Consider the following 19675-nt stretch of genomic DNA (forward strand, 5'->3'; position numbering starts at 1 on the left):
CGCAGCCTGGAGAGATGGGCTCCACATTCCAGCTTCTGTCCCAGTTCGTGGGCCAGTGCGCGGACATAGGTTCCCGGCGAGCAGTGGATTTCGAAATCGACGGTGTCCGCCGAGCCCTGGCGAAACCTGAATTGGTGAACGCGAACCCGCTGGGGAGGAATCTCGACTTGGAGTCCCTGCCGGGCCAGTCGGTAGGCACGCCGCCCACCGATCTTCTTGGCCGAGTATGGGGGAGGAGACTGCATCTGCTCGCCAACCATGGATTCGACCACGGTCCGGAGGTGGTCCGGCGCAATACGGGGCTGCCGGAATTCGGATGTGGGTTGACCCAGGCGATCATAGGTGTCGGTAGTCAGCCCCAACTGGATGGTTCCCTCGTAGACCTTCCTGCCGCCCATGAGGAATCGCGCCAATCGGGTGGCGCGACCGACTGCCAAGGGCAATACCCCGGTGGCCATGGGGTCGAGAGTTCCGAGGTGGCCGATTTTCCGGATCTGTATCTGGCGGCGGATGAGCTGAACGACCGCGTGCGAGGTCATGCCTTCCGCTTTGTCGATGACAAGGAAGCCCGTGAGCGGTCCATTCATGGAGGTTGCGGGAGACAGGACACCTATTACTGGTCGGGGGAATCGACGGCTCTGGTCTGCTCGAGCAGTTCTTCAATCCGCGCTCCGTACTCCAGGGAGCGATCGTATTGAAAGTCCAGTTCCGGGGTGGCTCTCAGCTTCAGTTGGGAGCCGATTTCATGGCGAATGTGGGCTGAGGCCCGGTTGAGGCCCAGCAGCGTCTGTTCGCGGTCTTCCCGGCTGCCCAGCACGCTGACGAAGACGGTGGCTTTCTTGAGGTCGGCGCTCATCTTGACCTCGGTGACGGTGGCCAAGCCGATTCTGGGATCCCTCAAGCCGCGCAAAATGACTTGGCTGATGGCCATCCGAAGCATTTCGCCGACCCGATCCGGCCGTCTCGAGGGGGATTTCATAGAAACTCTATCTGGCATTGAGCCAGATTTCCCTCCAGGATTCTTTCGGCTTCATCGGTCACCGTCTGCAGGGTGCGTTCGAGGATGGCGTGATCGGAAGAGATGGCAACGATACCCAGGGTCGATCGCTGCCAGAGGTCCTGGTGTCCGCACTCGGCTACGGAGACATTGAACTTCTTGAGGCGGTCCCGCAGTCTGCGGATCACCTGGCGTTTGTCTTTGAGCGACTGGGCATAGGGGATGACAACTTCAAGGGTGAGCAAACCGATGTTCATGGCGGGCTTCGGTGGAGCCGGGCTGCCTCAATCCATCTGCGGAGCGACCTTTTCCATGGTGAAGGCCTCGATGACGTCGTCGTTCTTGATGTCGCTGAACCGCTCCAGGCCGATGCCGCATTCCAGTCCCGAGCGAACTTCTCCGGCGTCGTCCTTGAAGCGCCTCAGGGAGGCGATCTTGCCTTCGTAGATTACGACATTGTCTCGCAGCAACCGCGCTTTGGAGTTTCGGGAAACTTTCCCGTCGGAAATATAGCAGCCGGCCACCATTCCTGCCTTGGGAACCTTGAAAGTCATTCTGACCTGGGCGGTGCCTTGCCAGATCTCCTTGAAGGTGTGGTCCAGCAGGCCCAGCATGGCATTCCGGATCTCGTCACTGATTTTGTAGATCACGGTATGCAGGCGAATGTCGACACCCTCCTGAGACGCCAGTTCAGATGCCTTCTTCTCCGGCCTGACGTTGAATCCGACGATGACGGCATTGGAGGCCGAGGCCAAAAGCACGTTGGTTTCGGTGATGGCTCCAGTGCCGCGGTCGATGATCTTCACCTTGACCTTGTCGTTGCTGAGCTTGGAGAGGGTCTCCGACACGACTTCCACCGAACCCTGCACGTCGGCCTTCAAAATGATGGGAAGCTCCTTGACCACGCCTTCGCTCATCTGCTCATGCAGGTGTTCCAGCGTGAGTCGTGCCGTCTTGGCCAGTTGGCTCTCCCGAAGCTTCGATTGGCGCAGGTTGCCGATTTGCCTGGTTCTGCTTGCATCGCTAAGCACCTGGAACAGGTCGCCGGCATGGGGAACCGATTCAAGCCCCAGGACCTCGACAGGCATGGAGGGAACGGCGGCTTGCACCGGCTTGCCGTGGAAATCCAGCATGGCCCTGACTTTTCCCGTGACCGGGCCGGCGATAAAGGGATCCCCGACCTTCAAGGTGCCGTTTTGAACCAGGACGGTTGCCACCGGGCCTCTGCCTCGGTCGAGCTTGGCTTCCACGATCGTTCCCATGGCCGTTCGCTGGGGGTTGGCTTTGAGAGCCTGCAGATCGGCGACCAGCAAAATCATCTCCAGCAGGAGGTCCAGGTTGGTTTTTTCTATGGCGGAGACTTCCACGGTTACCGTGTCTCCGCCCCAGTCTTCCGGTGTCAACCCGTTGGCGGCCAGACTTTTCTTGACCGTGTCCACCTGGGCATTGGGTCGGTCGATCTTGTTGATGGCCACGACCATGGGAACCTTGGCGGCCCTGGCATGGTTGATGGCCTCCAGCGTTTGAGGCATCACGCCGTCGTCCGCCGCCACCACCAGGACGACGATGTCGGTCACCTTGGCTCCCCGAGCTCGCATCATGGTGAAGGCTTCATGGCCCGGAGTGTCCAGGAAGGTGATCAGGCGCTGGTTCTTTTCGACCTGGTAGGCTCCGATGTGTTGGGTGATGCCACCCGCTTCCTGGGAGGTGACGTCGGTTTCACGGATCGCATCCAGCAGGGAGGTCTTGCCGTGGTCGACGTGGCCCATGATGGTGACCACCGGCGGTCGCGGCGCGATATTCTCCGATTTTTCCTCGGCAATGGCTTCGTACTCGGCGTCTTCCTCGAAACTGACGATAGAGGCTTCCGCCCCGAAATCCGCGCTCAGGTCCTTGGCCAGAGCCTCGTCCAAGGTCTGGTTCATGGTGGCGAAGATACCCTTGTCCAGTAGTCGCTTGATCAGATCCTTGGCTTTGACTTCCAGCCGTTCCCCCAGCTCTTTGATGGTGACGCCCTCGGTCAGGGTGACGGAGCGGTTAATGGGAATCGGCTGGAAGGGTTCGGGTCGGGCTACGGACGGCGCCTGCCGTGCAGCGAATCTGCCTTCCCGAGATTCATGCCGACCGCCATGACGCCGCTGGCCCGGCCTGGTCCGCCGGTTGTCCCGGGGTGGCCCGCCGGGACCGGGCGGACGGCCGGGAAACGGCGTCAGAGGCCGGCGCTGCGGCGGGAAGCCGGAAGGGGACCTGGTTCCCGTGGGAGGGCTGAGAGGCCGGGCCGGTGCTCCCTGCCGAGACCGGGAAAGAAACGGCCGGGTCCGGATCTGGCCCGATCGGGAAAGGTGCTGGCGGATGGTTTCGGTCGGTGAAGGTCGCTCTACGCCCGCGGGCTTCCTGGGCGGCATCACCGTGCCGGTCGCGGGGCTCGGTTTTGTGCTCCCCGGCTCCAATTTGGCGGCTGGCTGTAGAACGACGGCGGGTTGGTCAGTGGCCGGGGGAGGGGTGGCCGGGGTGGCCGCCGCCGGGACAGTCTCAGGTACCGGAGGCCCGGGTTTGACCTCGACGGGTGGTGGCGGACCGGTCTCTGGAGGGGCGTCCGCCGGGGCCGGCTCAGCAGCCGCCTCGGTCTTGGCCGGGACTTCCGGAGCCGGTGCGGGTTGAGGCTTCTCCGCGGTTTCGACCTGGGTCGGTTTCTCTGGTGCAGATGGCTTGGTCTTCTGCGCTTTTTTGCCGGAGAAGTGGTCCTTGATGTCCTGGACGACTTCTGCCCCCACAAAACTGCTGGCCGAGACTCTCTTCATCCCCTCCAGCTTCAGGTAGGCGACGATCTCCTTGACTTCGACCTTGATCTCCGGCGCCAGTTTTAACAACCGGGTCTTTTCGCTCACAAAACCTCCGCAGGCAGTCGTTAGCTGCCCCCGATTTCCTCCTCATCGGTTTCAGGGCCGTTTTCGTCCGAGCCCGACTGCGCCATTGAACTCTCCGACTCCGCGCCGTCAGCTTCCTCCGAGGAGGCTTCCGAAGGGTCTGAGGCCTCGAGCGAGCCTGCGGCCTCCTCGGCCTCCTCGGCCTGCTCCGCGGCTTCGCGGGCTTCGGCCTCCCTTCTGGCTTTCTCCTCTTCGGCCCTCTTTTCGGCTTCAGCCGCCCTTCTGGCTTCGGCTGCTTCGGTATACTGAATGTAGTAGTCCTTCACCGAAGAGATGATCTTTTCTGCGCTCTTGGGGCCAACCCCCTTGATGTCGGTCAGATCCGCAATGGGCGTGTCGGCCAGCTCCTCAATGGTCTCGATACCGCTTTCCGTGAGCCTGGCCAGGATGCCCGGCGAAAGGGCAGGCAACTCGGAGAGCGGTGTCTTGGCTGACAGCAGAGCCATCTGATCTTCAATCTCGGCCCGTTTCTCCTCTTCGCTCTTGATATCGATCTTCCAACCCGTCAACTTTGCCGCCAAGCGCACGTTCTGGCCTTTTTTTCCGATGGCCAGCGACAACTGATCCGTTTCCACGATGACTTCCAGGTGCCTGTCCTCGGCATCCAGAACGGAGGCGCGACTGATCTTGGCGGGGCTCAAGGCGTTCATGACGAAGTTGATGGTGTCCTCGGAGTAGGGGATAATGTCGATCTTCTCTCCGTGGAGTTCACGGATGATGGCCTGAACTCTCGACCCCTTCATTCCCACACAGGCCCCCACCGGGTCGACGTCCTTGTCGCGAGAGGACACGGCGATCTTGGATCGCTCGCCCGTATCTCTGGCAGCGGCCCGGATGGTCACCGTCCCGTCGTAGATTTCCGGCACTTCCATTTCAAACAGCTTGGCCAGCAAGGCCGGGTCAATGCGGGAAACAATGACCTGGGGGCCTCTGGAGGGTCTCTCCACCTTGATGATGACCACACGGATCCTGTCGCCCATGGTAAAGCTCTCCAGGCGCGACTGCTCTCGCCTGGGAAGACGACCCTCCGCCGTTCCCAGGTCGACAATCACGTCGGGGCCTTCGGTCCGCTTCACAAGGCAGGTGACCACCTCGCCGAGTCGCTGACTGTATTCTTCGAAGATGCTTTCCCGCTCCGCCTCGCGGACTTTCTGCAGAATCACCTGCTTGGCCGTCTGGGCGGCGATGCGCCCCAGCACATCGGTGGGCTTCTCTATTTTCACCTCTCCATCGATCGCGGCGGTGGGATCAATTCGTCGGGCCTCGGAGAGAGATATTTCGTGGGTGGGGTCCGTGACCGTCTCGACGACCTGTTTGACCGCGTGAACCTCGACCCTGCCGGTGTCCTTGTTAAAGGAGGAGGTCAATTCCTCGGTGGACTTGTAGTACTTGCGGGTGGCTACCAGAATTGCATCTTCGACGGCGCTGACCACGATCTCCGGATCGATCCCTTTTTCCTTGCTGAGAAGGTCGATGTGTTGGAAGAGCAAAGTGCTCATGAATGCTCCGTTGCGCTCGGAAACAGGGCCACCCTGCTTCTGAGACAGAACACTAGAAGTCGAAATCCAGATGGGCTTTGACGACGACTTCCAATGGAATCAATACCGGGGTTGCATCTCTCCGCTGCACGGCCACCCGGCTTCCCTTCATGCCGAGCAGCGTTCCACGGAAATGCCGCCTGCCTTCCACAGCCTGCCTGGTGGAGATCTTGACCAGCCGGCCCGCAAAACGCTGGTACTCCCCCGGCGTCCGTAGCCGTCGGGTCAGGCCCGGTGAGGACACCTCCAGCGTGTAGCTCCCCGCAACGGCCTCCTCGACCTCGAGCAGCGGTCCCACCAGGTGGCTGATTCGAGCGCAGTCGTCGTGGTCGATTCCTCCTGCCCGGTCGATGAAAATCCGCAGAATTCGGCGGCCGGGGGAACCCTTCAGTTCAACCTCTACGAGTTCGAACCCTTCGGCCCGAACCACCTCGTCGATGAGAGCCGTTGTTTTTTCGAGCGACAGCAAGCCGCAGATCCTTCACTTCCCGCAGGCTGAAAGGCAACAAAAAAGTGGGCTTTCGCCCACTCGGGTCACGGATTCTATCTTGCGAACAGTGAGAAATCAACAAAATTCGATGCCGGCATCCGGGCGTATCCGTGGATCGGATGACCCGTTTGAAGGTCCGGCCTACCGGATGGAAGATTTCAAGCCGTTGTCTGCTCCAGGTGCTGGTGCAGGTCGGAGCTGCTGGAGAGAATGTGGGTCTTCATGGCCTGGCGGGCCTGCTCGCCTCGGCCCGATTTCAGGGCCTTGAGGATGGCCCGGTGTTCCCGGATGGAGGATTGGGCTCGATGCCGGCCTTCGGGGCTGGAGGGGGGGGAGACCAGGCTCTCCTTGATCCAGGCCTGGAGATAGCCTCGGGTCATGCTGACAAGGTGGTGCAGGATGGTATTCTGGGTTGCCTGAGCCACCAGCAGGTGAAATTCCAGGTCGAATCGCAGGTACTGCTCCGGGTGGTCCACGGTGCTCTCCATGCCCTGAATCGTGGCTTCCATGGCTTCCAGGTTGGCCGGGGTGGCTTGGCGGGCAGCCGAGAATGCGGTCTGGGTTTCCAGCATGAGCCGGGTCTCCAGGAGGTCCTCGACCTTCTTGGGATCCAGCAGAAGACCCCACTGCAGATTCCGCTCCAGGTATCGCTGGTTGTTGTGGGAGACGAAGGTTCCTTCCCCGACCCGTCCGTCCAGGATCCCCATCACGGCCAGTGATCGCAAGGCCTCGCGCAGCGTTGCCCGACCCACCCCGAAGCGCTTGCAAAGATCCTTCTCCGATGGAAGTCGCTCCCCGGGTTGGAGCACATTTCGAGAAATCAGATCGATGATCTGTTCGATGATCTTGTCGCTCAGTGAGGTCCGGCGAATGGGACTCACTTCCTGCAGGGGTTCGGGCCTGGCGGATTTGACGGTCATGGGCTCGGTAGCTGCCTCCGCGGTGCGTCCAATCTCCCTACGGCAGTTCCCTGGAGGCGGGAAAAAGCTTTACTTGGTGGCCAACGCTATATTACCTTATAATTAGGTTGTCAGACAACCTGTAAATCAGGCTTGTTTCAGTGGGCGGGCTTCCAGGGGCGTTGAGGCGTTGTAGGCGTAGAGCCGGCGGATCGGGGTTGCCGGCTCGCCAAACCAGCGATGGAACCGAGGGGATTTTGTCATGGGTCTGACCGTCGATCTCGGAAGGCGGATTGAGCTGGTCCCGATGGACCTGCATTTTCACGACATTTCCATCGGCCTCTACAGGCGGGAGGGGGGAGCCGCAATGGAGGTGCTGGTGCACAGCTATAGCCGGCTGCAGGGGACCCGGGAGCGCCTGGGGTTCATTGCCGAGGCCATGACGGTCCTGGGTGGGATGGAAGCCCTTCCCGGAGAACCGCTGGTTCTGCGTTTTCCCGCGGGCAGTGATCTTCCGGTGGCCGCCAAAAGGGTTTTCCTGGAAGCCTGCAAGCGTTCCAGCGGCGAGGAGGTCGTCCCCCGCCCTCTCACCATCTTCGACAAGAAATCGCAGAGCCAGGTTCAGGTGGCCAGTCTGGGAGAGGGCCTCTATGAGGTACGGCTGGAAGCTGAAGGGGAGCGGGCTGCCAGGCGGTCCGCTCATATCGCCGGCGGAATCGCCAAGCTCAGCGGGGCCGGCCTGGTGGGAGGACAGCCTGCCCGGGTAGCCTTGCCCAATCGACAGTCCATAGATGCGCTGGTCGGATTGCTGCTGGTTCGGGCTCTCAACGTCCGGGCCATCGTTCGCGAACAGGAAGCGGCTGCTTCCCGGGGCGTCCTGTCCGCTCCCAGCGCCCAGAACAACTAGGCAGATTCTTTCATACAGGAGGGAAGTCCTATGGATAGCGGATCTCAATCGGTTCCATCCATGAACGGGCGCGAGCGAGTCATGGCCGCGCTGCGGCGCGAGCCGGTGGATCGCACCCCCGTCTGCAACCCGACCTCCGTGGCAACGGTCGAGCTGATGGACCTGGTCGACGCTCCCTTTCCCGAAGCCAACCAGCAGGCGGAACTCATGGCTCGCCTGGCGGCTACCGGATACACCGAACTGGGGTTCGATTGCATCATGCCGGTGTTTACCATCATTCAGGATTCGTCGGCTCTGGGGTGCAAGATCCAGTGGGAGCAAAAGGACAACTGGCCCACCGTGAAGATGCGGGAGCCCATTTGGGAGACCCCCGACGACATCAGGATTCCTTCCGATTTCCTGACCCATCGGGATACCCGTTGTGTCCTGGATGCCATCAGGATCCTCAAGAAGGAGTACGGCAACGAGGTGGCCATCATCGGCAAGACCATGGGGCCCTGGTCGCTCGGCTACCACTGCATGGGGGTGGAGCCCTTCCTGCTGATGTCGCTGGACGATCCCGGGAAAACCAAGCTCTGCCTGGACAGAATGAAGGAAGCCACCATCCAGTTCGGCATCGCTCAAGTGGAGGCCGGAGCCGATGCCATCACGCTGCCCGATCACGCCACCGGAGACCTCGTGAGCGGCGAGTACTACAGGAGATATCTCCGTGAGCTCCACATCGAGTTCGCCGAAAGGATACGGATCCCGATCATTCTGCACATCTGCGGAAAGACGGTGGACCGGATGGAATATATCGCCCAGACGGGGATGGCCGCCTTCCACTACGACTCCAAGAACGAGCCGCAGGAGTCGGTTGACATCATGCAGAACCGCATCTCCCTGGTGGGAAACATCAACAATCCGGAGACGCTTTTTTCCAAGGGGCCTGAAGAGGTCCGCCAGGAGGTGGTCAAGAACCTGGACGCGGGGGTTGAGATGGTGGGGCCCGAGTGCGCCATCCCGCTGCAGACATCGATTGAGAACCTGAAGGAGATTCCGCTGGCGGTGAGAGACTGGACCCGGGAGCAGACCGCGGGGAATTGAGGGCTGGTAGACGACCGAGAGGGAATCATGGCCAATATCGCAGACATTCAGAACGAGTTCATCCGCGAGGAGATCGAAGAATTCCTTGAACGCCCCGAGGAGATCGAGCGGACGGTCGGCATCTTCGCCAAGGCGAGACCCGCCATGCAGGACATTGCCGCCGCCCTGATCGAGGGTGAGAACGACACCGTGGATCGGCTGACCGCCGCGGCTCTGGAAGACGGGATCGGCGCCCTTGAAATAATGGACGACGGCCTGATCGCGGGGATGGGCGTGGTGGGGATCAAGTTCCGCGAAAACTTCATCTTCGTGCCGGAGGTTCTGGCCTGCGCCCGGGCCATGAAAGCGGGAATGGTTCACATCGAGCCCATCCTCTCAGCTTCGGGCGTCGAGCCCCTGGGCAGGGTGATCATGGGGACGGTCAAGGGCGACCTCCACGACATCGGCAAGAACCTGTGCATCATGATGCTTCGCGGGGCGGGGTTCGTGGTGATCGACCTGGGCGTGGACACCTCGGCCGACGAGTTCATCGATGCCATCGAGGAGCATGAGGCCTCGCTGATGGGGATGTCGGCCCTGTTGACCACCACCATGCCCAACATGGGAAAGACCATCGAAGCCTTTATCGACGCCGACCTGCGGGACGATGTCAAGATCATGGTGGGTGGGGCGCCGGTCACCCAGGAGTTTGCCGATGACATGGGCGCCGACGGGTACGGAAAGGATGCGCTGGCTTGCGTCGAGTTGGCCAAGAACCTGCTGAGCGCCGAAGTGGAAGCCTAGTAGCCCGCTATGCAGAAAATCGACAAGGCCGAATACGAAAAACGCCTGAAGCGGATCAGCGACCTGTTCTCGAGCATGGTGGTTCACGCCGATGAACTGTCCACCTACCGCTGCCCTTACAAAAACCGCCTGGATCAGTGTACGGCCAAGTTCGGGTGCCGCAACCAGCGGCGGCCCCCGGTCAAGGGAGACCTTCTGCTGTGTGGCGGAGACGACAAGCTGGACTACCGCAGTGCCTGGGAGACCCAGGCCGAGGACGGCGGCGAGCCCAGGCGGTGACCAGGTCCGGACCGTGTGCTCGAAGTGCATGTTCCAGCTCGATGGCAGGGATTTCAGATGGGCACCATTCGGCACAATGAGCGAACCCTTGATCTGGAAGCGGGCAGGACGCTGTTCGACTATGCCGACGAGCTGCGGGTCCAGGTGCCTACCTCCTGCGGCAGGACCGGGTCCTGCCATGAGTGCATTGTAGAAGTTCAGCAGGGGATGGAGGCGCTCTGTCCCCGAAGCTCCAGCGAATCCTTCCTGCGCGACCCCTACCGATTGGCCTGCCAATCCGCTGTCGTCGACGACAGCGGCGATATCGACTTCGCGCCCCTGCGCCGCAAACCCCAGATTCTCACCCGGGCAACCCCGGTCAGGACATTGCAGCTGGACCCGATGGTGGTTCGGCGAGGCGATGAGGTTGTCTACGACCAGCAGGTCATCGACCGCTACCGGGGACATCTGTACGGGCTTGCCATGGACCTGGGCACCACCACCGTGGTGATCGAACTGGTGGATCTTGAAAACGGCCAGACTCTGGCGGTTGCTTCCTTCGAGAACCCGCAGCGATTCGGAGGAAGCGACATCATGAATCGGATTTCCTACGATGGGGGACCGTTTCAGGGCGAGCTCCACCAGGCCATTGTCAAGGGTCTCAACTTCGAGATCCGCGAGCTCTGCAAGCGGCTGCGCGTTCGTCGCCGGGAGATCTACGAGGTGGCGGTGGCCGGCAACTCGACCATGCGCGACCTCTTCTTCGGTCTGGACGTTCAGAGCATCGGGCAGAAGCCCTACAAGTCTCTGATCGAGCACGAGGTTCTGGAGGGAAAGCGCCAGAGCATGGCTCTCACCGTCGAGGCCGGCAGTCTGGGGGTCCAGGTTCACCCCCGGGCCCGCATCTTCGGGCTGCCGCTGATCGCCAGCCACGTGGGGGCCGATACGGCTGCCGACCTGGTGGCCATCGACATGGAACGCCAGGGCGAAGTCACCATGCTGGTGGACGTGGGCACCAACACCGAAGTGGTGGTCGGGAACGGAGAACGCATGATGACGGCCTCCTGTCCGGCCGGCCCCGCTTTCGAAGGAGGCCTGGTCAAGTACGGAATGCCGGGATGCGAGGGGGCCATTGAATCCATTGGCGCCGTCAACGGACGCTTCGACTATCGAACCATCGGCGGCGTGGAGCCCCAGGGGATCTGCGGGTCCGGGCTGATCGACCTGTTGGCCGAGCTGCGCCGCACCGATCAGATGACACCCAAGGGGGTTTTCCCCAACAGGGCCTTCGAAATCAACGTGGTTCCGGAACACGGGATCACGCTCTCCAGAGAGGATGCCAGCAATCTGGCGCAGGCCAAGGCAGCCAATTTCTGTGGGCAGTACATTGTCATGCGTCGTTTCGGCATCGCTCCGGTCGACGTCCACCGGCTCTACCTGGCAGGGGGCTTCGCCAACTACGTCAATGTGTCCAATGCCATTGAAATCGGATTCCTGGCGCCGGTGGATCAGGATCGCATCGTCAAGGTAGGCAATGCGGCGGTGCAGGGAGCCAAGGCGGTGCTGCTCTCCCGCAGCCGGCGGGAATCCCTGGAACGCCTGATCGGGCGGATCGAACACGTCGAACTGGAAACGACGCCGGATTTCTTCGAAGTCTTCGTGGAGGGGTGCCAATTCAAGCCCATGCCTCCGGAAACCGCCGACCTGAAGGTAGGGTAGCCATGGTCCCTTCGGCCTTGAACTCCAGCCCCTCCGGTGGCTCCTGGATGAAGCAGCCGCTGGCCCACCTGCTGCAGCAGACCGACTCCTTTGTGACTTGCATCGAACTGGTGACCTCCCGGGGCATCATCACCGAGCGCAGCGGACGCCGCGTTCTGGACCTGGCTCGCGGCCTGGCCCGGCATCCGCAGGTCCATGCCCTCAGCATCACCGACAATCCCGGAGGCAACGCCATGCTGAGCGCAGACACTCTGGGAACCGATCTGATCGCGCGGGGCCAGGAGGTGATCATCCATCTCTCCTGCAAGGACTGGAATCGGAATGCCCTCCAAAGCCGGGGGTGGAAGCTGGCCAGCGAGGGATTCAACAACATTCTGGCCCTGTCCGGAGACTGTCCCACCGGCGGCTACGCGGGTCAGGCCAGCGGCGTTTTCGACATCGATTCGGTGGGGCTGCTGAAGATGTATTCGGACATGAACGCCGGCTTGACGGAAGAAGGGCGGGGTGAAGCCACCATGGCACCCACCCGGTTCTTCCTGGGGGCGGTGGTCACCAATTTCAAGCGCCACGAACGCGAGGTGATGCCCCAATACTTCAAGCTGGCGCTGAAGGTCAGGAGCGGGGCCCAATTCATTATCAATCAGATCGGCTACGACTCACGCAAACAGGACGAGCTGCTGAAGGCCATGAGCCACTACGGGTTGCAGGTTCCGGTGCTGGCCAACGTCTACGTGCTCAGCCGGCCCGCGGCCCGCTTTTTCAACAGCGGCGCCATCCCCGGCGTGGTCGTGACCGACGAGCTGCTGAGCCTGGTGGAAAAGCAGGCAAAGTCTCCGGACAAGGGACGGGCCTTCTTCCTGGAGCTTGCAGCCAAACAGTGCGCCATCGCCCGGGGGCTGGGGTATCGGGGGGTCTACCTGGGTGGGCACCTCAAGCTGGAACACTATGCCCGGGTGCTCTCCATCGCCGACAGTTTCGCCGAGGGCGACTGGAAGGATTTCGCCAGGGAGATCCGGTTTCCGCAGGAAGACGAGTTCTACCTCTTTGACGGCGATCCCGAAACCGGCCTGAGCTCCACCGAGATCAACCCCTCCTACCTGGCTTCCAGGACCCCGGAGGCCCTCGGTGTCCTGCAGGGGCGACTTCCCCTGAGCTACAAGCTCAATCGCTGGGTTCACGAGCAGGTTTTTGAAAAGGAAAGCCCGGGATTTCCCCTGGGTCAGGGGTTCTATCGGACGGTGGAGCGGTCCGGTCCGGGGGTTCGGAAGGCCTTGCACGGGATGGAGCATGCTTTTAAGATAGTGGGCTTCGATTGCCGCGACTGCGGGGATTGCTCTCTGCCGGACATCGCCTATCTATGTCCGGAGTCCCAGTGCGCCAAGAACCAGCGGAACGGTCCCTGCGGGGGGACCCGCCAGGGCAAGTGCGAGGTAGGTGAGAAGGATTGTATCTGGGCATTGGCCTACGATCGTTTGAAAGCTTACGGCGAGGAAGAACGCATGCTGGAGCGTCCGGCGGTCTTTCGCAACGGAGCGCTCAGAGGCACCAGCGCCTGGGCCAACGCCTTCCTGGGACGTGACCACCATGCGGCTGGCGGAGAGACTGGGGAGGCCTCCCCAACCGGTCCCTCGAAAAGGCGCTGACCCGCAAGCCTTCGAGACAAGGCGAAAACGGTACGCAAGACAAACGGTATTCGCAGGCCATATTCAGCCACGCGGCCAGAAAGCAGCGCTATGAACAGGAACGGGAACCAGCTTCAGTTCACGACCATCGGCGAAAACATTCACACCACCCGGGTCTTGTTGAGAAAGGGCAAGCGCATCGTCCAGAATCCCGACGGAGTGGAATCGGTACTCTACAGGAACTCCGAAGGTGAGACCCGTTACCTGCCCATCCCGGAAGCGGTCAAGCGGACCCAGGACTACCAGGAGGGTCGGGTCAAGCATGTGAAAATCGCCGTCCTGGCGGCCCAGGCGGGAGGTCCCGAGTCGGAAGAGGGACTCAGGTATCTCCGCTACCTGGTGGATAGGCAGTTATCGGCAGGGGTGGACTTCCTCGACCTGAATGTGGACGAGGTGTCCCTCAAGTTGAATGAGCAGAAGGAGGCCATGCAGTGGCTGGTTGGAACGGTGCAAGCCATGAGCCCTGTGCCGGTTTCGGTGGATTCCTCCAACATCGAGATCATTCAGGCCGGCTTGGAGGCCTGCCATGACAAGTCGGGGAGAAACCTGCTGAATTCGGCTTCCCTGGAGCGTCTGGAAGCCCTGGACCTGGCCCGCGAGCACGACACCAGGGTCATCGTGACGGCGGCCGGGCAGAAGGGAATGCCCCAGAACGAGGTGGAGCGTCTGGAGAATGCCTCGCGCATGGTGGAGGCGGCCCTGGCCAGGGGGATCTCTCTGGACAGCATCTACGTGGATGTCCTGGTGTTCCCCATCTCGGTCGACGGTCAGTTCGGCCACCATGCCCTGGAGACCATTCGGCAGTTGCGGGCCAGGTACGGGGCGGAGGTCCACATCACCGGTGGGCTGAGCAACGTTTCCTTCGGACTGCCCCGCCGGCGGCTGATCAACGATGTCTTTATTCTTTTGTCCCTGGAGGCGGGCGCCGACAGCGGGATCATCGATCCGGTGGCCAGCAACCTGGAAGCGATCCTTTCCATGGACCGCCAGGCCATGCCCTATCGCATGACGGAGGATCTGTTGCTGGGCAGGGATCGCCACTGCAAGAGTTTCCTGCGCGCCTATCGCAAGGGGGAATTGCAATAGTCACCACGCCGGGGACGGCGCAGTAGAGAGGGAGCAGGCAGGAATCATGGCGCAATATCAGATTCTGTTCTGGAAAGACATTCCGGCCCAGATCAAGGTCTACGAGGGCCGTCGCGGCGTTTCCAGGCCGTTGCCCGACCGCTTTCAGGTCGAGATCGACCGGGTAGCCATGGCCGAAGGCCTGGCCGGCACGGATGACTACCTGGATCAGTGGCAGTGGACGGCCAAACAGGAACGGTCCGGAACGACCCAAGAGATCCTGGACAGTCTGGCCGAGGAGCTCGAACGGGAGTTTGACGCCCGCAAGCGCAAGCGAACCGGACGGTCAGGCAAGTCCGGGAAAGATTCAGCGAGGTAGCCAATGGCAGCAGCCAGACTGAGACTGGAAGGGAAGGTGGCTCTGGTCACGGGAGCCTCTCGCGGCATAGGCAAGGCGATAGCCTTGGCGTTTGCCGGGGAGGGAGCCGCGGTGGCCGTCAACTACGCAGCCAATCGGCGTTTGGCCGAAGAAGTGTGCGAAGCCATCGCTTCGGCCGGAGGCCGCGCCCTTTGCGTTCAAGCCGACGTGGGAGTCGCCGAACAGGTGGACTCCATGGTACGGCAGGTACTGGAGGAGTACGGGCGGATCGACGTTCTGGTCAACAATGCCGGGCTTCTCAACCAGGAGCCGTCGCTGGAGGCGACCGGGGAGGGGTTCGACCGGATGGTGGACGTCAACATCAAGGGGGTCATACGCTGTGCCGCGGCCGTGGCCGTGGGCATGAAGCAGCGAGGCCGGGGGAGGATCATCAACGTTTCCTCCATTGCCGCTCTGGGCACCTCCATGCCCGGAGTGACCGGTTACGCCATGACCAAGGCTGCGGTCAACATGTTTAACCGCCGGCTCGCCAGGGAACTGGGTCCCCACAACATCACCGTGAACGCCATTGCACCCGGATTTATCCTCACCGACATGTCTCGTGAGGGTGCCCGAGCCAGCGGGACCTACGTCGACGGCATCGCCGACCGGACCATGTTGCGTCGAGTGGGCGCCCCGGCCGACATCGCGGGGGTCGCCCTCTTTCTGGCCTCGGACGACTCCTCCTTTATGACGGGGCAGGTGCTTACCGTGGATGGCGGGCGCATCGACTATCTCACCCACTCGGTGTAACCGGTCCGTCAGGCCCCGGGCGTCCGGGGTTTTCGGATGCAATCACGAGACAGAGTCCAAGGAAAAGAATCCCTCATGCAGCCTGAACGCATCGTGTCCATCGCTCCCATCGATCGGATAGCCATCGACATCCTGCAACAGGTGGCTCCGGTGGAGATCTCGCCCTCTCCGGATGAACCGACGGTGCTTACCCTGCTGGAGGGCACCATCGGGCTGGTGGCCCGAGGCACCGAAGGCGGCATTACCCGAAAAATCATGGAAAACTGCCCGGGCTTGCGGGTCATCGGTCGACCCGGGGTCGGCTACGATACGGTGGACGTGGCCTTTGCCACCCAGCGGAAGATTCCGGTGGTGTACGCTCCCATCGGAGGGTTCGCCGTCGCCGAAGCGGCCCTGGCGCTGCTGATGGCCATCGTCAAGAAGGTCCAGTTGGCCGACTCCATCCTCAAGCAAGGTCAGTGGCAGCGCCGCTACCAGATGAGCACGGGGGATCTGACCGGGCACACCCTGGGGATCATCGGGCTGGGTCGAATCGGGGGTCGCCTGGCCGGGCTGGTGCGGAATTTCGAGATGGAAGTGCTGGGCTACGATCCCTTCCTGACGGAAGAAGCAGCCAAGGGGATGGGAGTCGAGCTGGTGCCGCTGGATGACCTGCTGCGACGTTCCGATTTCATTTCGGTGCACGTCCCCCTGGGGGAGCAGACCCGCGGCCTGATCAACCGGGAGCGGATTGCCCGGATGAAGCCGGGAGCCATCTTCATCAACACCGCCCGGGGCGGGGTGGTGGAAAGCCTGGACGTGCTGGCCGACGCCCTGGAGAGCGGCCACCTGGGAGCGGTGGGTCTGGACGTGTTTCCCACCGAACCCCCCGACACCTCCCACCGCCTGTTCAAACACCCCCACTTTACCGGGGCTCCCCATTTGCTGGGCGTGAGCAGTCTGGCCATGGAGCGCATCTATCGCTCCATGGCCAACGACATGGTGGCGGTTATCCAGGGGAGGCGGCCCCGCTACTGCGTCAATCCGGAGGTTTGTGAGGAGCTGTTCGAGTCTTGACTGAAAGCACACCAAGGAAGGAAGGAAGGAAACTTATGAGAATCGTGGTGCTTGACGGCTACACCCTGAATCCCGGAGATCTTTCATGGGAGGGGTTGGAGAAGCTGGGAACCACCGAGGTTCACGATCGAACCGAATCCGAGCTCACCCTGCAGCGCGCAGGGGGCGCCGAGGTCGTATTGACCAACAAGACCGCCCTGGACGCGGAGACGTTGCGTCGGCTCAAGGGCAAGGGGCTCTGTTACGTGGGGGTGCTGGCCACCGGATACAACGTGGTGGATATCCAGGCGGCCAGGGAACTGGGAATCCCCGTGACCAACGTGCCCACCTACGGGACGGCCTCGGTGGCTCAGTTCGCCTTCGCGCTGCTGCTGGAGCTCTGCCATCATGTGCAGCTCCACAGCGATGCCGTCCGGGGTGGAGAGTGGTCCCGAAGTATCGAGTGGTGTTTCTGGAAGACGCCTCTCATCGAGCTGTCCGGACGGACCATGGGGATCGTCGGATTCGGCCGCATCGGGCGGCAGGTCGGCCGCATCGCCGACGCCATGGGCATGCGGGTCATCGCCCATGACGCCATCACCGTCAACCCTCCGGACTATGAAGGGTTTCGCTGGACCGGTGTGGAAGAGCTGCTCAAGGAATCCGATGTAGTCAGCCTGCATTGTCCTCTGTTCCCCGAGACCGAGGGAATGATCAATGCCGAGAGGCTGGCGATGATGAAGCCTACCGCCTTTCTTCTCAACAATTCCCGGGGGCCCCTGATCGTCGACCAGGATCTGGCCGACGCCCTCAATGCGGGTCGGATTGCCGGGGCGGGGCTCGACGTGCTGTCGGTCGAACCTCCGCTCGAGACCAACCCCCTGCTCTCGGCCAAGAACTGCCTGGTGACTCCCCACATCTCCTGGGCGACCCGGGAGGCCAGGTCACGGCTGATGGACACCGTGGTTGGAAACGTGCGGAGTTTCCTCGAAAACCAAACCCGGAACGTCGTAAACCCCTGATTCTTGGATTGGAATCGCAGAGCCCAGGCTCCCAGCCTCGGTGCCGCCAGTAGCCACCAGGAGGTCTTGATGGCCCGTATCCGATTACCGTCACAGAACCTTTCCCGCGCATTCCTCGAGGTGGTGGAACAATCCGCCATCGCCGCCGCCCGCACCATGGGCATTGGCGACCGGGAGTTCTCCGATCAGGCCGCGGTGGAGGTGATGCGGAAGATCATGGACAGCGTTCCCATGAAGGGGACCATCGTGATCGGAGAAGGCGAGCGGGACCAGGCCCCCATGCTCTACATCGGGGAAAGGGTCGGCAAGCACAAGGACCTTGTCGAAGGCAAGCAGGTGACGCACGAGGTGGACATTGCCGTCGACCCGCTGGAGGGCACCAACCTTTGCGCCACCGGGGCGCCCGGAGCCATCACGGTGCTGGCCAGCTCCGAAAAGGGCGGGCTGCTGAATGCTCCGGATTGCTACATGGAGAAGATCATCGTCGGCCCCTCCTCCAAGGGGGTCATCGATATCGACGCCTCGGTCAAGGACAACCTCCGTGCCATCGCCAAGAGGCTGGACCGCGACGTGGAGAACCTGGTGGTGGTGGTTCTGGACCGCCCGCGGCATGCTCGACTGATCCAGGATATTCGGGCCGCCGGCGCCCGAATCCGGCTCATTACCGACGGCGACCTGTCGGCCGGAATCAGTGTGGCCCTCCGCGGGACCGGAGTCCATGCGGTCATGGGAATCGGCGGCGCTCCGGAAGGGGTGTTGACGGCGGCGGCGCTCCGCTGCCTGAATGGAGAGATCCTGGCAAGGCTGGTGGTGAAGGACGAGGAGCAGGCCGAGCGGATGAAGAGCATGGGCATCGAGGACCCGGACAAAGTCTACGCCACCACTGAGCTGGCCTCGGGCAAGAACATCATCTTCGCGGCTACCGGCGTCACCGACGGCACCCTGCTGAAGGGGGTGCGGTTCTTCGGAGACGGCACCCGGACCCAGTCGATCTTGATGAACCTGGCAAACCGGCACGTCCGTTTCGTGGACACCGTCCACCTGGCTCAACGTCCCGACATCAGCGTCCACCTGTAGTCTTTTGCAAGCGCCGAATCGTTTATTCCTTCCGCATTGAGCCTGAATCCAACCCCTGATCGTTTGGGCATCCTCGGATGCTGTCCCTGTTTCCCGGAGGTCCGGCTTGGGAGTCCTGATCAGCGTCCTGATCGCCGCCACCATCGCCCTCTTTCTACCTGAAGCCGTGCTGCATTTGGAACCGGCGCTTGCGCCCGCCTTTGCGCTGACCATGGTCCTGGTGGGAAGCCTGGTGCGTGCGGAACACAGGGAGAGCTTCCGGCGAGCCCCCCTGAGACCCATCCTGGGCCTGATCTGCCAGTACACCGTCATGCCCTTGACGGCCTGGCTGATTTCCCTGGCCTTCCAGGAACCCGCCCTTCGGATCGGCATCGTGCTGGTGGGGTGCATGCCGGGCGCCATCGCCTCCAACGTCATGACCCTGCTGTTCAAGGGCGACCTGATTCTCTCCATTACCTTGACCACCCTGGCCACCCTGGCCTGCCCGGTGATTCTGGCCTTCTGGCTGCCAATCCTGGCCGGCGCCCGTCTCCAGGTTCCGGCAGGTTCCCTGGCCGTGAGCGCGGTTTGGATGGTGCTGCTGCCGGCAGCCGCCGGGATCCTGCTGCGAACCTACCTTCCGGCGTTTCCGCAGTGGTGGGACCGGATGGCCGCGCTGGCGGCCTCGATCGCCATCGTCTTGATCATCATGGTGGTGGTGGCCGCCAATCGGGAAAGGCTGGCCGAGACCGGCCCCTTCCTCATGGCGGCCCTGGTGACGCTGAACCTGAGCGCCTATGGCGTGGCCTACCTGGCCGGCGGGCTGCTGGGATGGCCCCCGGCTCAGCGCAGGACCCTGGTGATCGAGGTGGGCATGCAAAATGCCGGGCTGGGTTCCGTGCTGGCCATGGCTCACCTGGGACAGGCGGCTGCCATTCCGAGCGCATTCTATACGGCCCTGTGCGTGTTGACCGCCGCCGTGGGCCTGCCCCTGCAGCGGTGGCTGGAGGAACGGCGCTCCATTCGTTGACAAATCCCCA

Annotated in this window: 20 protein-coding genes; 13 read left to right on the forward strand and 7 right to left on the reverse strand. The window is 62.2% G+C overall.

Annotated features, from left to right (window positions below; translation table 11 throughout):
* From truB to OXI69_13025, 7 genes are all read right to left on the reverse strand, one after another.
* A partial coding sequence (gene truB, locus OXI69_12995; protein ID MDE2667058.1) for a tRNA pseudouridine(55) synthase TruB occupies window positions 1–587 on the reverse strand: 587 nt, incomplete at its 3' end.
* Window positions 588–613: 26 nt separating this feature from the next.
* Window positions 614–979: a 30S ribosome-binding factor RbfA gene (gene rbfA / locus OXI69_13000; protein MDE2667059.1), complete on the reverse strand. Its 366-nt coding sequence runs from the start codon at window positions 977–979 to the stop codon at window positions 614–616.
* Window positions 976–1254 (reverse strand): DUF503 domain-containing protein, encoded by a 279-nt coding sequence (locus OXI69_13005; protein MDE2667060.1) that lies wholly within the window; start codon window positions 1252–1254, stop codon window positions 976–978. The genes rbfA and OXI69_13005 overlap by 4 nt, the downstream gene beginning before the upstream one ends.
* A gap of 27 nt (window positions 1255–1281) precedes the next feature.
* Entirely contained in the window at window positions 1282–3885 is a 2604-nt protein-coding gene (gene infB, locus OXI69_13010) for a translation initiation factor IF-2 (protein MDE2667061.1), read from the reverse strand.
* 20 nt (window positions 3886–3905) lie between these two features.
* On the reverse strand, window positions 3906–5423 hold the full coding sequence (gene nusA / locus OXI69_13015; GenBank protein ID MDE2667062.1) for a transcription termination factor NusA: 1518 nt from the start codon (window positions 5421–5423) through the stop codon (window positions 3906–3908).
* A 52-nt stretch (window positions 5424–5475) separates the two neighbouring features.
* Window positions 5476–5931, reverse strand: a complete 456-nt coding sequence (locus tag OXI69_13020) for a ribosome maturation factor RimP (GenBank protein ID MDE2667063.1) — start codon at window positions 5929–5931, stop codon at window positions 5476–5478.
* A 179-nt stretch (window positions 5932–6110) separates the two neighbouring features.
* Complete coding sequence (locus OXI69_13025) at window positions 6111–6872, reverse strand: FadR/GntR family transcriptional regulator (GenBank protein ID MDE2667064.1); 762 nt, start codon at window positions 6870–6872, stop codon at window positions 6111–6113.
* Between the two features lie 241 nt (window positions 6873–7113).
* On the opposite strand from OXI69_13025, the gene OXI69_13030 reads away from it, so the two are divergent.
* From OXI69_13030 to OXI69_13090, 13 genes are all read left to right on the forward strand, one after another.
* Window positions 7114–7758 (forward strand): hypothetical protein, encoded by a 645-nt coding sequence (locus OXI69_13030; GenBank protein MDE2667065.1) that lies wholly within the window; start codon window positions 7114–7116, stop codon window positions 7756–7758.
* A 30-nt stretch (window positions 7759–7788) separates the two neighbouring features.
* The gene (locus tag OXI69_13035) at window positions 7789–8844 is read left to right on the forward strand and encodes an MtaA/CmuA family methyltransferase (protein ID MDE2667066.1); all 1056 of its coding nucleotides are present in this window, start codon (window positions 7789–7791) and stop codon (window positions 8842–8844) included.
* Window positions 8845–8871: 27 nt separating this feature from the next.
* Window positions 8872–9627: a corrinoid protein gene (locus tag OXI69_13040; GenBank protein ID MDE2667067.1), complete on the forward strand. Its 756-nt coding sequence runs from the start codon at window positions 8872–8874 to the stop codon at window positions 9625–9627.
* A gap of 9 nt (window positions 9628–9636) precedes the next feature.
* On the forward strand, window positions 9637–9906 hold the full coding sequence (locus OXI69_13045) for a hypothetical protein (GenBank protein ID MDE2667068.1): 270 nt from the start codon (window positions 9637–9639) through the stop codon (window positions 9904–9906).
* 57 nt (window positions 9907–9963) lie between these two features.
* The gene (locus OXI69_13050; GenBank protein MDE2667069.1) at window positions 9964–11604 is read left to right on the forward strand and encodes an ASKHA domain-containing protein; all 1641 of its coding nucleotides are present in this window, start codon (window positions 9964–9966) and stop codon (window positions 11602–11604) included.
* 2 nt (window positions 11605–11606) lie between these two features.
* Window positions 11607–13247 carry a methylenetetrahydrofolate reductase C-terminal domain-containing protein gene (locus tag OXI69_13055; GenBank protein ID MDE2667070.1) on the forward strand — a complete coding sequence of 547 codons (1641 nt, stop codon included), beginning with the start codon at window positions 11607–11609 and terminating at the stop codon, window positions 13245–13247.
* A 90-nt stretch (window positions 13248–13337) separates the two neighbouring features.
* Window positions 13338–14372, forward strand: a complete 1035-nt coding sequence (locus OXI69_13060) for a dihydropteroate synthase (GenBank protein MDE2667071.1) — start codon at window positions 13338–13340, stop codon at window positions 14370–14372.
* 46 nt (window positions 14373–14418) lie between these two features.
* Window positions 14419–14730, forward strand: coding sequence for a virulence factor (locus OXI69_13065; GenBank protein ID MDE2667072.1), 312 nt, complete (start codon window positions 14419–14421; stop codon window positions 14728–14730).
* 3 nt (window positions 14731–14733) lie between these two features.
* On the forward strand, window positions 14734–15522 hold the full coding sequence (locus OXI69_13070; GenBank protein ID MDE2667073.1) for a 3-oxoacyl-ACP reductase FabG: 789 nt from the start codon (window positions 14734–14736) through the stop codon (window positions 15520–15522).
* Window positions 15523–15597: 75 nt separating this feature from the next.
* Window positions 15598–16578 (forward strand): NAD(P)-binding domain-containing protein, encoded by a 981-nt coding sequence (locus tag OXI69_13075; protein ID MDE2667074.1) that lies wholly within the window; start codon window positions 15598–15600, stop codon window positions 16576–16578.
* 35 nt (window positions 16579–16613) lie between these two features.
* Entirely contained in the window at window positions 16614–17579 is a 966-nt protein-coding gene (locus OXI69_13080) for a D-2-hydroxyacid dehydrogenase (protein ID MDE2667075.1), read from the forward strand.
* Window positions 17580–17648: 69 nt separating this feature from the next.
* Window positions 17649–18656 (forward strand): class II fructose-bisphosphatase, encoded by a 1008-nt coding sequence (gene glpX, locus OXI69_13085; protein MDE2667076.1) that lies wholly within the window; start codon window positions 17649–17651, stop codon window positions 18654–18656.
* A 106-nt stretch (window positions 18657–18762) separates the two neighbouring features.
* Window positions 18763–19665 (forward strand): bile acid:sodium symporter family protein, encoded by a 903-nt coding sequence (locus OXI69_13090; GenBank protein ID MDE2667077.1) that lies wholly within the window; start codon window positions 18763–18765, stop codon window positions 19663–19665.
* Window positions 19666–19675 lie beyond the last annotated feature (10 nt).

It is taken from the genome of Acidobacteriota bacterium, assembly GCA_028875575.1.
Lineage (GTDB): Bacteria > Acidobacteriota > Terriglobia > Versatilivoradales > Versatilivoraceae > Versatilivorator.

Coding starts and splice junctions, on each gene's coding strand:
- OXI69_13050 (MDE2667069.1), top strand. CDS start 9,964: ATGGGCACCATTCGGCACAATGAGCGAACCCTTGATCTGGAAGCGGGC.
- nusA (MDE2667062.1), bottom strand. CDS start 5,423: ATGAGCACTTTGCTCTTCCAACACATCGACCTTCTCAGCAAGGAAAAA.
- OXI69_13025 (MDE2667064.1), bottom strand. CDS start 6,872: ATGACCGTCAAATCCGCCAGGCCCGAACCCCTGCAGGAAGTGAGTCCC.
- OXI69_13045 (MDE2667068.1), top strand. CDS start 9,637: ATGCAGAAAATCGACAAGGCCGAATACGAAAAACGCCTGAAGCGGATC.
- OXI69_13075 (MDE2667074.1), top strand. CDS start 15,598: ATGCAGCCTGAACGCATCGTGTCCATCGCTCCCATCGATCGGATAGCC.
- OXI69_13080 (MDE2667075.1), top strand. CDS start 16,614: ATGAGAATCGTGGTGCTTGACGGCTACACCCTGAATCCCGGAGATCTT.
- OXI69_13040 (MDE2667067.1), top strand. CDS start 8,872: ATGGCCAATATCGCAGACATTCAGAACGAGTTCATCCGCGAGGAGATC.
- OXI69_13030 (MDE2667065.1), top strand. CDS start 7,114: ATGGGTCTGACCGTCGATCTCGGAAGGCGGATTGAGCTGGTCCCGATG.
- rbfA (MDE2667059.1), bottom strand. CDS start 979: ATGAAATCCCCCTCGAGACGGCCGGATCGGGTCGGCGAAATGCTTCGG.
- OXI69_13065 (MDE2667072.1), top strand. CDS start 14,419: ATGGCGCAATATCAGATTCTGTTCTGGAAAGACATTCCGGCCCAGATC.
- OXI69_13070 (MDE2667073.1), top strand. CDS start 14,734: ATGGCAGCAGCCAGACTGAGACTGGAAGGGAAGGTGGCTCTGGTCACG.
- OXI69_13055 (MDE2667070.1), top strand. CDS start 11,607: ATGGTCCCTTCGGCCTTGAACTCCAGCCCCTCCGGTGGCTCCTGGATG.
- OXI69_13035 (MDE2667066.1), top strand. CDS start 7,789: ATGGATAGCGGATCTCAATCGGTTCCATCCATGAACGGGCGCGAGCGA.
- OXI69_13060 (MDE2667071.1), top strand. CDS start 13,338: ATGAACAGGAACGGGAACCAGCTTCAGTTCACGACCATCGGCGAAAAC.
- OXI69_13005 (MDE2667060.1), bottom strand. CDS start 1,254: ATGAACATCGGTTTGCTCACCCTTGAAGTTGTCATCCCCTATGCCCAG.
- glpX (MDE2667076.1), top strand. CDS start 17,649: ATGGCCCGTATCCGATTACCGTCACAGAACCTTTCCCGCGCATTCCTC.